The sequence below is a fragment of the Shewanella sp. DAU305 genome, assembly GCF_026802235.1.
Taxonomy (GTDB): Bacteria; Pseudomonadota; Gammaproteobacteria; order Enterobacterales; family Shewanellaceae; genus Shewanella; species Shewanella baltica.
Window position 1 is genome coordinate 911,614 of sequence record NZ_CP113808.1, and the last position, 16,200, is coordinate 927,813.

13 protein-coding genes and 1 pseudogene are annotated in these 16,200 nt (G+C 40.0%); 8 read left to right on the forward strand and 6 right to left on the reverse strand.

Going from position 1 to position 16,200, the window contains the following annotated elements:
- Nucleotides 1–999: 999 nt before the first annotated feature.
- The 4 genes and pseudogenes from OX890_RS21190 to OX890_RS04050 form a co-directional block, all read left to right on the forward strand.
- Nucleotides 1,000–1,658, forward strand: a pseudogene (locus OX890_RS21190) (Z1 domain-containing protein); the annotation flags it as partial.
- Nucleotides 1,659–2,687, forward strand: a complete 1,029-nt coding sequence (locus OX890_RS04040) for a hypothetical protein (RefSeq protein ID WP_268650137.1) — start codon at nt 1,659–1,661, stop codon at nt 2,685–2,687. It abuts the pseudogene before it with no gap.
- Complete coding sequence (locus tag OX890_RS04045) at nt 2,687–3,646, forward strand: PD-(D/E)XK motif protein (protein WP_259563128.1); 960 nt, start codon at nt 2,687–2,689, stop codon at nt 3,644–3,646. Before OX890_RS04040 ends, OX890_RS04045 begins: the two co-directional genes overlap by 1 nt.
- On the forward strand, nt 3,647–5,500 hold the full coding sequence (locus OX890_RS04050) for an AIPR family protein (RefSeq protein ID WP_268650138.1): 1,854 nt from the start codon (nt 3,647–3,649) through the stop codon (nt 5,498–5,500). It abuts the gene before it with no gap.
- Nucleotides 5,501–5,785: 285 nt separating this feature from the next.
- On the opposite strand, the gene OX890_RS04055 is transcribed toward OX890_RS04050, so the two are convergent.
- The 3 genes from OX890_RS04055 to OX890_RS04065 all read right to left on the reverse strand — a co-directional run bounded on the left by OX890_RS04055 (nt 5,786) and on the right by OX890_RS04065 (nt 9,262).
- Nucleotides 5,786–7,324 (reverse strand): DNA cytosine methyltransferase, encoded by a 1,539-nt coding sequence (locus OX890_RS04055; RefSeq protein ID WP_268650139.1) that lies wholly within the window; start codon nt 7,322–7,324, stop codon nt 5,786–5,788.
- A 516-nt stretch (nt 7,325–7,840) separates the two neighbouring features.
- Nucleotides 7,841–8,197, reverse strand: coding sequence for a hypothetical protein (locus OX890_RS04060; protein WP_268650140.1), 357 nt, complete (start codon nt 8,195–8,197; stop codon nt 7,841–7,843).
- A 165-nt stretch (nt 8,198–8,362) separates the two neighbouring features.
- Nucleotides 8,363–9,262, reverse strand: a complete 900-nt coding sequence (locus tag OX890_RS04065; protein WP_268650141.1) for a LysR family transcriptional regulator — start codon at nt 9,260–9,262, stop codon at nt 8,363–8,365.
- A gap of 240 nt (nt 9,263–9,502) precedes the next feature.
- Here OX890_RS04065 and yjjG point away from each other — a divergent pair, with 240 nt between their 5' ends.
- Nucleotides 9,503–10,240, forward strand: a complete 738-nt coding sequence (yjjG, locus tag OX890_RS04070) for a pyrimidine 5'-nucleotidase (protein ID WP_268650588.1) — start codon at nt 9,503–9,505, stop codon at nt 10,238–10,240.
- A gap of 34 nt (nt 10,241–10,274) precedes the next feature.
- Here yjjG and OX890_RS04075 read toward each other — a convergent pair whose 3' ends face one another.
- Nucleotides 10,275–10,913 carry an ERCC4 domain-containing protein gene (locus OX890_RS04075; RefSeq protein WP_126491015.1) on the reverse strand — a complete coding sequence of 213 codons (639 nt, stop codon included), beginning with the start codon at nt 10,911–10,913 and terminating at the stop codon, nt 10,275–10,277.
- A 346-nt stretch (nt 10,914–11,259) separates the two neighbouring features.
- On the opposite strand from OX890_RS04075, the gene OX890_RS04080 reads away from it, so the two are divergent.
- The 3 genes from OX890_RS04080 (at nt 11,260) to OX890_RS04090 (ending at nt 14,320) form a co-directional block, all read left to right on the forward strand.
- Nucleotides 11,260–12,228, forward strand: coding sequence for a hypothetical protein (locus OX890_RS04080; protein WP_268650589.1), 969 nt, complete (start codon nt 11,260–11,262; stop codon nt 12,226–12,228).
- 503 nt (nt 12,229–12,731) lie between these two features.
- Nucleotides 12,732–13,013: a helix-turn-helix domain-containing protein gene (locus OX890_RS04085; RefSeq protein ID WP_126491017.1), complete on the forward strand. Its 282-nt coding sequence runs from the start codon at nt 12,732–12,734 to the stop codon at nt 13,011–13,013.
- On the forward strand, nt 13,013–14,320 hold the full coding sequence (locus OX890_RS04090; protein WP_126491018.1) for a type II toxin-antitoxin system HipA family toxin: 1,308 nt from the start codon (nt 13,013–13,015) through the stop codon (nt 14,318–14,320). Before OX890_RS04085 ends, OX890_RS04090 begins: the two co-directional genes overlap by 1 nt.
- A 273-nt stretch (nt 14,321–14,593) precedes the next feature.
- Here the strand turns inward: OX890_RS04090 and OX890_RS04095 are convergent, their stop codons facing one another.
- Complete coding sequence (locus OX890_RS04095) at nt 14,594–14,917, reverse strand: hypothetical protein (RefSeq protein WP_126491019.1); 324 nt, start codon at nt 14,915–14,917, stop codon at nt 14,594–14,596.
- Between the two features lie 146 nt (nt 14,918–15,063).
- Nucleotides 15,064–15,927, reverse strand: a complete 864-nt coding sequence (locus tag OX890_RS04100) for a YicC/YloC family endoribonuclease (protein ID WP_006086670.1) — start codon at nt 15,925–15,927, stop codon at nt 15,064–15,066.
- Nucleotides 15,928–16,200 lie beyond the last annotated feature (273 nt).

The following is a 16,200-nucleotide window of genomic DNA, read 5'->3' on the forward strand; positions in this document are numbered from 1 at the left end:
ATTAAAGGCCTTGTCGATGGAGATGTGCAGTCAGGTAAAACAGGTAATTTTAATGCTGTAATCAATAGAGCACTCGATTCTGGTTATAAGCTGATTATAGTTTTATCTGGAATCATGGATGATCTCAGGTCACAAACGCAAGCGCGGATAGACAAAGACGTAATTGGTGATGGTAAAGGTGTTGGACTCAGGCAAGCTTTTGGCCATCAAGGTGATGAAAGTGTTTTCCAAGTTGTTTCAATTACTTCTGAAGACGCTGATTTTAATAGACCTTTAGCTGATGCTAACTTCTCCTTAAATCAGACCAATATCATGGTTTGTAAAAAAAACGTCAGCATATTGAAAAACATCTTACTTTGGTTAAAAGACAATTTGCCTAAAGGTGCAACTAAACACAGCCTACCTTTATTGATTATTGATGATGAAGCAGACAATGCTTCTCTAAACAATGAAGGCTATAAAGGTCAAAACTATGCATCTAAAATTAATGGTCATATTAGAGCAATATTAGGTATCTTTCATAAAAAGTCTTATTTGGGTTACACAGCCACTCCATTCGCTAATGTCATTCAGGATAGAAATGTAGCATCAAAAGAAATGTGGAGTATTCCCGACAAATCAAATAAAGGAATAACAGAGTCTTTATTTGAGCAAGTCGATAATCTATTTCCTGATGACTTTATATTTCTCTTAGATACGCCTACCAATTATATTGGGGCACATCGGATTTTTGAAACATTACAGCCCTGCAAAAAACTTCCGATTGTATTTGATATTGATGACTATACAGCCGACTTTCCAAGTCGAGTAATGGAAGATGGTGATGACATAATTGGTGTTGAACGGTTTGATAATAAACAAGACTGGGAAAATAAAGTAGGCAAGTTTGGTTACTATTTAAACTTTTCCTCATTTAGTGAATACAAAAAAGGCACTCGAGCTTCTAAATCTGTCGATAATTTCCCAATTGATTTACCTAACAGTATCAAAAATTCTGTGATGTGCTTTATTCTGGGCATTGCTGTTAGAGAAACTAGGCGAAAAGACCTTATTCTCTCTAAAGTATATCAACCCCATAATACTATGCTTGTGCATATTTCAAGATTCACTTCATGGCAAAATAAATCTAGTAAGTTGATTCATGACTTTTATAGCGATATCGAGACTAGGTTAAAAATGGATAAGCCAAACGGGGCAAATTCAATCTATCGAAAATTTGAAAAAGTTTGGTCTGACTATTGCGCTGAAATTGTTGGCTCTATCCATAGTCACCTACCTGAAAATTATGTCGATGACTACATGCAACCAGTCTCGTTTAATTCTATAAGTCCTTTATTGGTGGATGCGGTATCAGATATTGAAGTTCTGGCATTGAACAGTGACACTGGAAAAGAGCTTAAATACCAAGATGAAAAACCACGCAAAGTTATCGCTATTGGGGGAATAGATTATCTAGGGGCTTTACTCTTGAAGGTTTAACAGTTAGCTATTTTGTACGTTCGACAAACTATTCAGACTCTCTCCTGCAAATGGGCCGATGGTTTGGTTATAGACCAGGCTATTTAGACTGCTGCAAATTGTTTACATCTAGGGATTTAATTTCTAAATATGATTCAACATCTAGATGTATTGACGAACTAAAAGAAGAGTTCAAAAAGATGGAGCAAAAGGGAACACCAAGAGATTTTGAACTAAGGGTTAGAAAGCACCCTGGAGTTTTACAAATTACTCGCCCAACTATTTTGAAAAATACAACAAGCACAAAATGGTCTTACCAAGACTCTCTAGTAATGACAACAGAGCTTGATATTACTAAAGAAAAAATTAGTAAAGTATGGACTGATTTTAAAAGTATAGTTTCTCCTTTGTTTTCTGCGGCCAAGGAAGTAGATTCATTACTTACTATCACAGTATCTTCTAAAGAACTCATTAAAATTATTGAATCAAATAACAATTTTGATGAGACTAGAAATAATCTAATCAAACAATATGTAAATAAATGTGTTGAAAAAAACTTACTAACATCTTGGACTATAGCAATTAAATTGACAGGCTCAGCGGCTAAAGAGTGTGGTTTAGGAATACTCACCTCTGATGAAACAGGCTTACCTAAAGATGTTCAATTAGCGGTTCGAAGTGGGCCAGCTCAAGAGAAAGGAAATCATTTTTATGATGAGTTCATAAAAGATCAGAGGTTTAAACCTACTGGTTCATCTGCGAATATAATGAGCGGAGGAACAGATATGAAAGTTGCTCTTGATGAAGACCAAATACTTTTAGCAGAAAAAGAATTTATCAGTCAAAAAGTGTCTGAAATTTTAAACAATGACCCAAATATCAACGAAGAAGATGCTCTAATAAAAGCTCAACGAAAAACCAAACCGGAAAGAATATATCGAGAAAAGCTAAATCAAAACCAAGGTGTGCTTATATTTTATTTGTTAGACCCCTACTACGTCTTCAATCAAGTTCCTGGGAAAGTAGACACCAATATCCAAAGGTTATTAAAAGAAAGAGGCCAATTACTTAATGAACCATTGGTTGGTATGGCAATGGGTTTTCCTCCAATATCAAGAAAGTTAGATCCTTATGGAGAGTATGTTAAAGGTGATTATGATCTAGAGATACTAGATGAAGATGAAGATGAAGCTTCGGATGAATTATTACCAACGGACGCGGTGCTATAATGGAATTAAGTGATAAATGGAAACTATTGGAATCTCAAAATATTGATTCTGGGTTGAGCACTATCAGATTTGAGTCTGATGGGCCGCTAGAAGTTTTTTTAGCTGTTGACGAAAAATCGAGTCATGCAATATTAATTTATCTTCCTTCCACATTTATCCCGAAATTTGATGTTCTAAGTAACGATAATTTAGAGCTTATTTTTTTTAAGCAAGGGCATTACTTCCAAATTAGACTATTAGACTCTGACTTTACATCATTGTTCGATGATCTAATTATTTCGTTAATTGATTCAATTAAAAACATTGCTAATGCAGAAGATGCATCTAAAGAGTTTATAACTATCTATATAAAATGGAGTACATTCTTTACTAAAACTTTTGAGAAGAAACTGAGCAAAGAGAAAGTAATTGGGATCTGGGGGGAATTGAGTTATTTACTTAAGCTAATTCAATTCACATGTTCAAGTGTTCCGATCGATAACATTTTAAAATCGTGGGTAGGACCATTTGGTGCATCACATGATTTTGAGCTTTCCAGCTCTTCAATTGAAGTAAAGACCAAACAATTAACCTCTTGGATGATAAGAATATCTAGTGAATATCAACTCGAGAATATTGATGAAAAACCCCTCAATTTAGAAGTCATCTCTGTTATTGAATCGGAATATGGTTTATCGATTAAAGATTTATTCTTGAAAATTAAGGAGCATATAAATAAGAAAAGTGGAGATGTCACTATACTTTTATCTGCTTTAGAGAAGGTGAACCTTAGTGAGGAACGTCTGTCAAAGTATTCAAACTTTTTGTTTTCTAGAAAGATGACAGAAACCTTTGATTGTGATATTGAATACTTTCCCAAAATTAAAGCCTTTGGGTTGCATAAGGCAATTTCGACAGTTAAATACAATTTAGATGTTAGAGAACTACAAGAGTTTAGAGTTTCACAGGAGAGCTATTAGGTGGAAATAAGTGCAGTTTTAAATACTAGAGAAGACTTATTAAATTCTAGCAAGAATGATGATGGCTTTTTACAACAAAGTTTGCTAATTGATGAAGTAATGCCACTGCTATTAGAAACTAAGGTGGTTGACTCAGAGGATATTAATCATACTTATTATCTTTCTAACGACGATAAAATAAAAATCAATGGTTATACTGTAAATAGCACCGGCGAGCGGCTACAAATATTTATAGTTGATGATAGTTACTTATCTGAAAGCAATGATGAATTCTATGTTTCTCTACGAAATGTCTATGATGAACAGTTTAATAGAGCTATCCGATTCATTTCTTCTGCAATTCAAAATAAACTCGAAAATGTACAAGAATCTGAGCCTATTAAGCCACTACTTGCTAAATTAGGGAGTGAAGACGGATTGACTCAGTTTGATGTTATTGAATTTATTTTGGTAACCTTATCTGCTACCGTTTCTTTTAGGGGAGAAGAGACTCAGTTACGTACTATTCATTATAAAGATGAAATTAAAAGTTTCTCACATAAATTTTTAGGTGAAAAAACTCAATCAAAAGAACTTCTTTTCATCAAAAGAGTTGTCGATCTAAATTATTTGGCGAATATATATGCCTCACAAGGTAGGGCTGAGCCACTTAAAGTCATTTTTAAAGATGTCATTGGCAAGAATATTGAGGTTATTAAAGCTGCTGATGAAGAGGATTTTGAATCTTACTTATGTGTTTTAGATGCACCTATTTTAGCCGATCTTTATAAAAGATATTCAAGTCAGTTATTGGAAAAGAATGTTCGTTCATTTTTACAATTCAAAGGTGTTAACCAGGGGATAAAAAAAACTATTAAGGATGAGCCTGAAAAGTTCATAGCCTTTAATAATGGTTTAACTATTACTGCTACAGAAGCAAAAACATCTTACTATAAAAAATCACTATACTTAGAAAGCCTAGACGACTTTCAAATCGTAAATGGTGGGCAGACAACAGCTTCAATTTACTTTTCTCGTAAAGAAGGGTTGGATATTAGTAATGTAAAAGTAGTGGCTAAGATTAACATCGCAAAGACGAGTAAATCTAAGGATTTAGATGACCTAATTTCTAAAATAAGCGAGTTTTCAAATAGTCAATCTAGAGTATCTAAAGTAGATCTTCGATCTCGTAGTCCTAAATTAGTACAGTTAAAATCACTCAGTGAAAGTGTTCTACCTCCATCCGGAAATAAGTGGTTTTTTGAGCGAGCAAAAGGTGACTTCAATACTCAAGTTAGAAAAAGTACAAATGGTCAAAAATTAAAGAATGAATTTCCACCCAAAAAACGCTTCACAAAAGAGTTACTAGCCAAATATTATTGTGCTTGGGGAGATGCACCGCACCTAGTAAAAAAAGGTGGAGAGAAAGTTTTTCGCATGTTTATTGAAGATATTGAGCCTGAAAACGGTGACGGCATTGCTATAAATCGTGAATTCTATGAAAAACTTATTGCCAAAATAATATTATTCAGGACGATGGAAGAAGTATATGGGCAAGGAAAGAATGCTATCGGACAGCTTCGTTCAGCGGCCGTTCCATATGCTATCTCTGCTATTTACAAGTGGACTAATACTACTAATGATGGCACATTGATTCTGGAAAAAATATGGAAACAGGAAAGCTTAAGTGATGGACTCATAGAGTATCTTAAAGAGCTACTATTCCTAATGAATGAACTTATTAAAAAGTATTCTTTAAGTGAAGATTATGGAGAGTATTCTAAAAATCAAGAATTATGGGTAGCAATAAAAAGATCATCAGAATTAAATAAATTCATGGATTCATCTAGTTCAAAATTTGCGCTAAGCTTATAGGGTTATCTTATTAACTATCTGATTTAAATTTGTTGATTTGATATGGTCGATGTTTCCGCACTTTAGTTGGTTGTAATAGTGCACAAGCCGTCGCAGACCTTTAAAGGAAATTATCTTATAGAGATCTGTGCTGTAATACCTAAACTGCCTACAAAGCAATGTGAAATTGCGATTGATGCTCTTAAAAAGTTGCAGGTAGAAGATTTTACAGCTTTTAAAAGTCAATGATGTAATAAAGATTGACGGTAAGCTTTAGAGAAATATATCTGCATTTATTAAAAAATATCAAATGGATAGCAATTGTAAAACAACTTGACCAATCTGCTGTGCCAAATATGGTGGTACAGCATTGCCCACTTGCACATATTGTTGAGTTCTATTGCCCTCAAACAAATAATTATCTGGAAAGGTTTGCAGTCTAGCAGCTTCGCGTACTGTCAAACTTCGACATTGCCTAGGGTCATAGTGAACAAAATAATGGCCATCTTTCGAGATATGGCTCGTCACTGTAGTGGCATATTTGTTAGCTGATTGAACTCTAAAGCGATCTGCATGCGTGCCTGTTGTCCAGTTCTTATGTTCAGGTGCGAGTTCTTCAGGAAAGTCGCGGGACTTTGGTGAGACTCCATCATTCAACTGTGCATAAGCTGCGCAGAAGGCGTATCGCAACAAATCTGCTTCAATATGACCACGTGTTTCATGGTTCAGTACGCATCCTAATGAATCATCCAGTAGCCAACCCTTTAAAGGCTCGGGGACTTGGTTGTTAACTCGATTTGTATGAATGGATGATGCACGTGGTAGATCTAATAATGGGGTTAAATCTAAATTGTTGATAGCTTCTTCTGGATAAATCTTTTTAAATGCCTTGACTAGCTGCCTTGAGTGTTTTGTGATCGTTTTTTCCCAAGCTATTGTGGTATCTGGTTGCTTTGAAAAGCCGCTCCTTAAAGCTGGTAGGTCACTTAGCGTTTCTTTAACTGTTATGGATTCAGCTGCCCGAGTTAGTATTTGTGGTGTTTTTTTAATGTCATCGCGTACCCCAAGCAGAATAACTCTGTGCCTAGCTTGTGGAATGCCATATTGTTCTGAGCGTATTAGAAAATCCGCAGAGTCAGAATATTGTGGGTTATTGGGATTTTTGGCATTTATGACTAAAGAATAAATTCGATAGCTAGCTGTATCTTTAATTTTTGTAACACGCCCAGGGTTTCTCAGATCTTTAAGTATCTGTGGAAACATCACTTTGCCATTAAGTTTGGCTGATAAAATGCCTCGCACGTTTTCCATAATAAAAACGTCAGGTTGTGCAATAGTGAGTACTCTTAAATACTCCATATAAAGAAAATGGCGCTCATCATTTTCTGCTTTATAGTCTTTATTACCCGCATTTCTAGAACGACCTGCTAGCGAATAAGCTTGGCATGGTGGACCACCAATAACAATTTTTTGACCTTTGTGCTTACTGACTAGCTCTTTTATGCGGGCGTGAATTAAATCATTATCTATGCCTAATGCTCGAGGTGCTTTTAGTGTTTCTTCTTGTGCGGCTAGAGCCTCATTAGGATAAAGTTTAAACAACTGTTCACGGGTGATTTTTCCTTGAACATAATCGTAATAATGCTGTTTTGCAGTAGGCTCTTTAGCAAGTTTTCTGAATAAAGCTCTCGTAGTAAGAGTTTTATGTGCAGAAGGTTCTTTTTCAACCGATACGCCTATTTGAAATGGTTTATTTCCGTTTGAATGTGTAGTTGATGAGATACCCTCGCCAAGGCCGCCAGGGCCTGCGAAAAGATCAATTACAAGAACTTCGCCTGATTTCATTAGATGCAATAACTGTCAAAAAATTTTGAGCAATCATACCAGGAATGATTAAGCTAGCAATGAATAGATTGAGTTATTGGTTGCTTTTTGAACACTTGATGTAAGTCAATGCTTCTCCCAGTGCAAAATCAAAATGAAACGCTAGCCCTGATTGAATTTCTTCATTATCAAAGCATACGGACCATGCAAAGCCTCCCCTGTACCGATCTGGGTTTCGTTCGATTTAGATTACGTATCCACACCACTCTTCTTCATAAGGTACAAAATAAGCCTCTTCAAACTGGCTAACGGATTGGTATTCCATGATGTAAACCTAGTGTATTGGTGGGCTTATATTTTCAGTAATTGCTGTTGTATGGTCTACGGACTATGAGTCACATCGAACAGTTTTATTTTGTTAGTCGGGCATTTATGTCGTTCGTGTAGCACTGTTACTGGCAGCTAATTAGTTTCAAGCATAGTTTTTTGCTTCTTTGGGGGCAACCGCCGCACTATCGGTACGGTTTAATATCGTGATTATCGTATTGAAACGACTTTGGCATTCAGTTGTAGTTTTATCTGCTCTAGATAATCAATCAGTTCACTTGGCAGTTCAAATTCAAGCTGCAGTGTTGGCTGAGAAGCGGTACGGATTTCTGGGTGTAGATTGTCGCTGTCATTTACGGCTGAAATGATGGTGTAGCGGGGATAATCTTCTTCGCGACAGATGGGGTCGGCATAGTCAATCCAAAGAATAAAGTAGTCGCTTTTTCGTTTGAAATAAAAGCTGGGGCACATGTCATTTTGATAGCTTTTGTCGATAAGAAATGGGTATTGGCTCAGGTCGAAACCAAGATCGAATTCATAGCCAAATGTTTGATGATAAGCGCTCATATTTCTGCCTTAAATAGTCAGCTAGACTGACTATTATTATAGTTGAGCAGGCTATTTAATGTGCTGTTTTATTTGGCTTAAGTCCGTTTTAAGTTAGTCTTTTTTAGCTTTGTGTTTGTATTCGTTATAACCATTTTTTAAAGCCGTTTTTATCGTTAACCCTATCTAATCATTGCCCAATCTCTTTACCAACAACTCAATCAAAAACTCAATTAATACACTCACCTTAGTCGGCAAATATTTCCGCTGCGGATAAACCGCATAAATGCCATGTTCGGGGAGGGGATGGTCTGCGAGCAAGGCTTGTAGGCGGCCTGTTTGTAAGTCGGTGTCGACCATGAAACGGGGCAGGTTGGCTATGCCTAAACCATCGAGTGTGGCTTGGTGAATGGCATCACTATTGTTGACTTGGTAGTTACCGTTCGGCTGAATGCGAGTGGGACCCTGCGGGCTTAAGAAGGTCCATTCAACACCATCACGAAAATATGAGTAGAACAAACAGTTATGTTGGCTGAGTTGCTGCGGCGTTTGTGGTGCGCTGTGGCGAGCAATATATTCGGGAGAAGCGCAAATGACACTTAAACAAGGGGCGATTTTACGAGCAATCAGGCTTGAATCTGGCAGTTCGCCGATGCGAATCGCCAGATCGAATCCGCCAGCAATTAAATCGGTGGTCTTATCATCCATCTGCATTTGCAGCTGTATTTTCGGGTAACGGCGCAGAAATTCTGGGATCAAAGGGGCGATATGCAAGCGGCCAAATACCATAGGAACCGCGATGCGCAGACTGCCCTGAGGCGCTTGTTGTAGCTCGGAAATAGCATCCAATCCTTCCTCTGCGAGTTTAACTGCAGGGCGAACATAGTCGAAGTAGCGGGTGCCCGCCTCGGTAAGACTCAAGCTGCGAGTGGTACGGTGCAAGAGTTGAATACCCAGACTTTGTTCTAATAGGGTAATGCGTTTGCTCACCGCCGATTTACTCAGCCCAAGCTTTTGACTTGCCAGTGAAAAGCTACCGCATTCCACTACAGTGACAAAGATAGGTAGTGCCGAAAAGTGCTCCATGGTGTCCTTAGATTATCGCGTTCCCCTGCCATTATTGTTGATGATACCTCAACAGTCAGTTTTTATTATCGTGGTTATCATTGCCCTTGATGCAAGGTAGACTAATGCACTTGCTGATTGCGGGTGTCGACTGTGAAGCCTAGTTATTTTCGGGCTCATCGCTCATGTTTATCGCTTATCTTGATTACTAGCTTGGCAGCTAGCCACAGCATTGCCGCAATCGCCGATGTACCATTCTCGATGCCACTGAACGGCATGGGGATGAGTTTTAGCTATTTTGTCAGAAAGAGAGTTCCTATGTCCTTGCCTTACCAATGGATTTTGTTCGATGCCGATGAAACCCTATTTTATTTTGATGCCTTAAAAGGGCTTAAGTTGATGTTTAGTGAGTTTGGGGTCGATTTTACCCAAGCCGATTTTGACGAGTATCAGTTAGTTAACAAACCACTTTGGGTTGATTATCAAGATGGCAAGATAACTGCCGCCGAGTTGCAAACCATACGTTTCGAACCTTGGGCAGCCAAATTATCTGTCACGGCCATGACTCTCAATAGTGCATTTTTATCAGCAATGGCCGAAATTTGTTCGCCGCTACCTGGTGCTCGCGAGTTATTAGCAGCGCTGCAAGGTAAAGCTAAACTAGGCATCATTACCAACGGTTTCACTGAACTACAAACCGTGCGATTAGAGCGTACAGGCTTGCAGCATCATTTTGATATTTTAGTGATTTCAGAAAAAGTCGGCATAGCCAAACCTGATGTGGGTATCTTCGATCACGCCTTCGAACTCATGGGCCATCCTGAGCGCGATACTGTGTTGATGGTCGGTGATAACCCGCATTCAGATATCCAAGGCGGTATCAACGCCGGTATTCATACATGCTGGTATAACGTCCACGGCCATGATGTACCTACCGGTATCACCCCGCACTATCAAGTGAGCTCGCACCAAGAGCTATATAGTTTATTGTTCGGGTAAGTCAACAGGCACTCAGCTTATGCTGTGAAGTCACTTAGCGAGTCAGCACTTCACGGATCTTACTTGCTTTATTTTTACCTATACCACCCACTTGCATCAATGCCTCTTCAGATGCTGTTACGACTGCCTCGACACTGGCGAAATGGCATAAAAGTTTATTGGCGAGTTTAGGGCCTACCTCGGGTAGGCTTTGCAAGATGAATAATTGCTGATTTTTCTTGCGTTTGGGCTTACGTCCCGTGAGGGTTAATTCATGTTCTCTACGGTTTAACTGAGTGGCGCAAAAATACAGAATTTTAGCTGTTTCAGTTTGCGATAAACTGCGCAGTATTGGGATGTGGAAATTGATTGAAATCGAGCACAGCGCCCCGATTAACGCTTCTCTGCGTATCTGGTAACATGCGATATCTTGTGTATAACCTTCGATTAGCAGGGCAGTATGATTTGGGCTCTGGGCTAATCTGGCCACCTGTGAGAATAGGCGCCCATCGCATAATGATTGCACGAGATCGGGCAAGGTTTTACGTTCAATAATCCAATCTTTGAGTTGATAATCACCCAATTTTAGGTGTTTTTTGATGAGTGAGAGATCTTCGTGCAGTGCCAGCTCATAGATGATTTTTTCTGCATGTTCTCTATCGTCATAAAAGAGAGGAATTTTAGCCGCTGCCAATTTTAGTGACCTCAAGCGAGTGACATATTCAGGATTGTTTATGAGTGTAGTCAGGCTGAACAACAAGCACAAAAGTTGTCTTCAGCTTTCTGAGTCGCCTAGTTAAAATTTAGTTCTACCTATATCTGTTCGTTTGGCCAGCTGCATTTAGACAGCGCTAGAAAATCAATGTGAGTTAGCTATGAGTGAATATCAGTATTATCGATTCGAATGTGTTAACAGTAGCTTGTCGGTCCCGCAGCGAAATAGATTAAGGAATATTTCTAGCCGAGCAGAGATCACCGGCCACTCCTTTTGTGTTCAATATGATTACGGTGATTTAAAGGCCGATCCAGAAACCTTAATGATGGATTTGTTTGATATTGGCTTTTATTACGCTAATTGGGGGCAAGTGAATGCGTATATTAAATTGCCATCCGGTGCAATCCCCTGTGATTTCAAGGCAATAAATGCTGACTTTTATGTGTCTTTTGTCGAGAATAAGCAGAACCAATTACTGATATTTACTTTAGAAGATGATTATCGCTACCGCGACGATGAGAGTGCCGAATCCTTTATGCTGCATTTGGTGGCACTAAGGACAGAACTATTAACTGGCGATTATCGTGCTTTGTATTTTCATTGGTTAAGCCAAGCCAACGATGATATGGCCTTAGAGCCCTTGCCGCTTATAGCCTTTGATTTTCAGCAGTTAACCCAGGCACAATTGGCATTTACCACACTTTTTGACATTCCTTTACCATCGATACGTGCTTTACATCTTTTGCTGCAGTCAATGCCTGCACATGTTCCTCAACCCACAGTATTAACGGCACAGCAGCAGGTGGCTAAGCTAACGGATGCCGAGAAGGACGCGTTGCTTTGTTGCTTATTTGATGAAGGGAAAATATTTGCGGCGGATGCGTATGCGCTCCTCAGAACGCAAGAAACACCAATAGAGTACTCCGACTGGATAACAGTTGCATCGTTGCATCCCTTCTGGCATGTAGCAGAAAAAGAAGTGATGCAAGAAGAGCGCATGGCAGAGGCCGAGCGTCTTGCCCGTGAGACGTTATTGCGTAATGAACATCTTGAAGCGGTTTATAAAGCGCATCAAAGCCATTGGGATAGTGCTTTTGAGGGGGCGGCTCGTGGGTGTGCCAGTGGCTATGATAATGCCAGCCGTACCTTGCAAGTGTTGTTTGATGCTTATCAACTAAAACAATCTTCCAGCGAGTTTAAACAAAATTTTGATGTTTTTATTAGCAAAAATAAACAGCGTAAAGCACTGATTAAGCGGTTAGAACTGTTACAGAAAATTATGCTATCGCTTTGATTTAGTTATTTTAATGCCAATAGCTATGGCGCTGTGATCGAGTGATGTGTTTTGCTTTATTAAAAGTGAATTAGATTGAGTTACCCAAATAAAAACCCTGATAAATCAGGGTTTTTATTTATTAGATTGCAGTTAAACACGACAACACACTATTCGACATTTGGAACTGAATGTTGGTTGTTTTTATGTTCCAATATAAATCATATGCTTGAATCGCAATTCTTTATTTTCAAGTGATTTTAGTCACCACTTTAGTCCCACTTTGTTAAGTGTGAAGTGGTTAGTTGTGTCGGTTCTGCAATTCAATTACATTCAGCACTCCTTGGCAATAACTCCCCCATTTCTTTTGTCTTTTATGGTCAGGCTACCCGCCGTAGCGGGTTGAACTATATTTAACGCCTATAGCGTGTGAATGCGCTTTAACGGTTTAAGCGTGTAAACCTTGATTTACCTGCTTTAGCGTGTACAGTAAGAGTTAAGAACAGTTTAAAGGTAAAGCGATCATGAAGGTGACCAACGCAAAGCAGTTGAGTACGTATCTAAAAGATGCGCGGCTGAACGCGCAGCTCTCGCAAAGCAAGGTGGCGAGCAAGGTAGGTATTCGCCAGGATACCGTTTCAAGCTTTGAGTTGAATCCGGATTCGACCAAATTAGAAACGCTGTTTAAGATCCTTTCTGCATTAAACCTAGAGCTAGATATAAAGGTTCGGAATCTACAGCTGGTGGATGAGCGCCGCCATGATAACGCCACAGTGCCTGAGCAAGAATGGAAGGAGGAGTGGTAATGGCAGTGCTTGATGTTTATATGAATGGCTACCTTGTGGGTGAATTGACCAAATCATCCACAGGCTCTCATCAGTTTGCGTATGCCCAGCAATGGCTAGCGATACCCGGTAGTCGCCCAATTTCTTTGTCTATGCCGCTACGCAAGCAAGCCTATAAAGGTGATGAAGTTTATAACTTCTTCGATAATTTGCTACCTGATAATCACGAAGTGAAAAACAGAGTCGTTGCTCGTCATAATGCTGATTCGACACAAGCGTTTGACTTACTGGCTAAAATTGGTCAAGACAGTGTGGGTGCATTACAGCTTGTCCCCCATGGTCAGCCCCCCTTTGATACCAAAAAAATTGAGTCTAAACCGCTATCCGATAAGCAGTTGGAAAAAGTACTCAAGGGTTATCAGTCCAATATCCCCTTAGGCATGCTAGCCGATGACGATGACTTTAGGATTTCTATTGCCGGTGCCCAAGAAAAGACGGCATTACTGAAACTCAATGGAGAGTGGCGATTACCTATCAAATCGACACCCACTACCCATATCATTAAGCTGCCCATAGGTGAAATAAACAGCCACTCCCACAGCATAGATATGTCAGACAGTGTCGAGAATGAATACCTGTGCATGATGATAGTCAGAGAGTTTGGTTTAGATGCACCCCAGTGCTCAATAATCAAAGTGGGTGATATTAAAGCGCTTGCTGTGGAGCGATTCGATCGCAGGCTCTCTTCAGATGGCACATGGATTATGCGGCTGCCCCAAGAGGACTTTTGTCAGGCATTAAATATTCCACCAGCGAAGAAATATGAGAGCCTTGGTGGCCCGGGTATTGAACAAATTATGCCTTATCTATTGGGTTCGATGAACTCGGAGCGCGACAGATATAACTTCATCAAGTCTCAGGTTTTGTTTTGGCTTTTAGCCGCAACCGATGGTCATGCTAAAAACTTCTCACTCTTCATCGAGGCCGATGGCGGATATCGACTAACGCCTTTTTACGATATTTTATCCATGTACCCTGTTATTGGTGGTAAAGGCTTAAATATTCGTGATGCCAAGCTCGCTATGGGCCTCAAAGCGGCTAAGGGTAAGAAGTATCAAATCAATCAAATTTTTCCACGGCACTTTATCCTAACAGCTAAAGCTGTGGGCTTTGATACTGGGATTATGATGGAGATGATGCGCGACATTGCTGACAAGGTAGAGGCTGTGGTTGTTAAGGTTAAAGCGCAGCTGCCAGATGATTTTCCACCACACATACAGGATTCAATATTGAACGGTTTAACTGACAGAATTAAGCGTATAGCTTAGAAACGGTAATGGTTAGGTGACATTAATCGTATCGACTCAAGCCGTTTCAATTTTTACTCTAGTTTTAAATCAGTTGTATGTGTCGATTAATTGCTGCTTTGTAAACATGTTTGCAATACATGTCGATTGAATCGACATCAGCCACAACTGAATTATGCTAATTTTCTGTACCCATTTTCATCTTGTTGAGGCAAACACTGTGGCTTGGACTAGGTGTTAAATTAATACACGACATCATATAAGTTGTATGCACAGGTATGGCATGTATCGCTATTAAACATGTGGCCAATATTCTTCATTTTTTTGCAATGTATGGATTTTCTTCACTGATTGATACTGTTTGAGCTCAGGTGTTAAAAATCGTTTTGTTTCAGTCTCCAACTCGATGAGTGGCGTATTCACACATAGCTCTACAGAGTCCAATAAGCCAAAAGGTTTGAATCTCGGGGCATGCGGTCTACCATAGCAAAAAAGTGACTCGACATTGTTAGGGGTGACTAAATCAATAAAACGGTAAGTCCATTCAGGATTGCCGGTAAAGTGGATGGCATTTTGCTCTAAAAGCGATTCAACCGTAGGTATGGTATTTAGTTCCATTACAAATCCTTGTGTATTAATGTACTGCATAGCGTCCGATTTTGAGCATTTCAAAAGCACTTTTAACAGGTCTTTTCTCTGTGCCATAAAATACAAAAAGCCCTTAAGTTAAGGGCTTTTTGGTATCTAAAACGTGTTAAATATCATTACTCAACGTTTTGGATCTGCTCACGCATTTGCTCGATGAGAACTTTAAGTTCCACTGCGGCTGAGGTGATTTCAGTGCTAATGGATTTAGAGGCGAGTGTGTTCGATTCGCGGTTAAATTCTTGCATCATAAAATCTAAACGGCGACCTTCGCTGCCGCCTTTTTTGAGGATGCGGCGGGCTTCGGCCACATGGGCTTCGAGGCGATCCATTTCTTCGGCCACATCTTGTTTCTGTGCCAGTAGCACCATTTCTTGCTCGATGCGGGCTGGGTCGAGTTCACCTTTGATTTCTGCAAGGCGGTTGGTGAGCTTTTCGCGTTGATACAGCATCACAGTTGGCATGTGCTCGCGTACGACGGCGATTTGCTCGCTGACGCCGTCTAAGCGGCTTAGCAGCATGTCTTTGATAGCTTCGCCTTCACGGCCACGGGCTTCGATGAATTGATCTATGGCTGAATCGAAGGCTGTCATCAGATCGGCGCCGATGGCATCCATATCTTGTTCACCGCTTGCTAGCACGCCCGGCCAGCGCAGGATGTCGGTCAGATTGACATCGCCTTGTCCCGCTTCTTGCTTGAGCCAAGTGGCGGCGCCTAATAGCTGTTTTGCTAGCGCTTGATTCAACTGCAGCTCGTTATTGCTGTTGTCTGCCAGTTCGTAGCGCAGATTGACTTCGACTTTACCGCGGCTTAAGCGTTTACGTAGGCGGTCGCGCAGTACGGGTTCGAAACTGCGGAATTGCTCGGGTAAACGTAGGTAAGTTTCGAGATAGCGTTGATTGACTGAGCGAATTTCCCAGGAGGCAGTGCCCCATTGTGCTTTGTGCTCGATGCGAGCGTAGGCTGTCATGCTTTGGATCATGGGTTGTCCTAATGGTTTAATCGTCATAATGAGAGGCGATTATAGAGTCAATGGCTTTAGGATTAAAGGCATACAGCAAATATACCCAAGCTGCTCCGTTCCGGCGGGTTTTAACGCACTTTATGCTGCGTTGGTTATTTTTAACTTAGTCCACTAGGTCCGCAAATAACCGCAATCGCCATGGATGGCGTGAATGCCATTTATGCAGGAGCAATACATGGCCTTGCCTAAAGTGCGTTAAACTCCCGCCGAATTCTGCATCTTCAGGTTGTT

What these genes read in the sequence shown, in the direction of transcription:
- OX890_RS04040 (WP_268650137.1), top strand. Translation starts at nt 1,659, where the DNA reads ATGGAGCAAAAGGGAACACCAAGAGATTTTGAACTAAGGGTTAGAAAG.
- OX890_RS04045 (WP_259563128.1), top strand. Translation starts at nt 2,687, where the DNA reads ATGGAATTAAGTGATAAATGGAAACTATTGGAATCTCAAAATATTGAT.
- OX890_RS04055 (WP_268650139.1), bottom strand. Translation starts at nt 7,324, where the DNA reads ATGAAATCAGGCGAAGTTCTTGTAATTGATCTTTTCGCAGGCCCTGGC.
- OX890_RS04060 (WP_268650140.1), bottom strand. Translation starts at nt 8,197, where the DNA reads ATGAGCGCTTATCATCAAACATTTGGCTATGAATTCGATCTTGGTTTC.
- OX890_RS04065 (WP_268650141.1), bottom strand. Translation starts at nt 9,262, where the DNA reads ATGGAGCACTTTTCGGCACTACCTATCTTTGTCACTGTAGTGGAATGC.
- yjjG (WP_268650588.1), top strand. Translation starts at nt 9,503, where the DNA reads ATGCCACTGAACGGCATGGGGATGAGTTTTAGCTATTTTGTCAGAAAG.
- OX890_RS04080 (WP_268650589.1), top strand. Translation starts at nt 11,260, where the DNA reads ATGGATTTGTTTGATATTGGCTTTTATTACGCTAATTGGGGGCAAGTG.
- OX890_RS04085 (WP_126491017.1), top strand. Translation starts at nt 12,732, where the DNA reads ATGAAGGTGACCAACGCAAAGCAGTTGAGTACGTATCTAAAAGATGCG.
- OX890_RS04090 (WP_126491018.1), top strand. Translation starts at nt 13,013, where the DNA reads ATGGCAGTGCTTGATGTTTATATGAATGGCTACCTTGTGGGTGAATTG.
- OX890_RS04095 (WP_126491019.1), bottom strand. Translation starts at nt 14,917, where the DNA reads ATGGAACTAAATACCATACCTACGGTTGAATCGCTTTTAGAGCAAAAT.
- OX890_RS04100 (WP_006086670.1), bottom strand. Translation starts at nt 15,927, where the DNA reads ATGATCCAAAGCATGACAGCCTACGCTCGCATCGAGCACAAAGCACAA.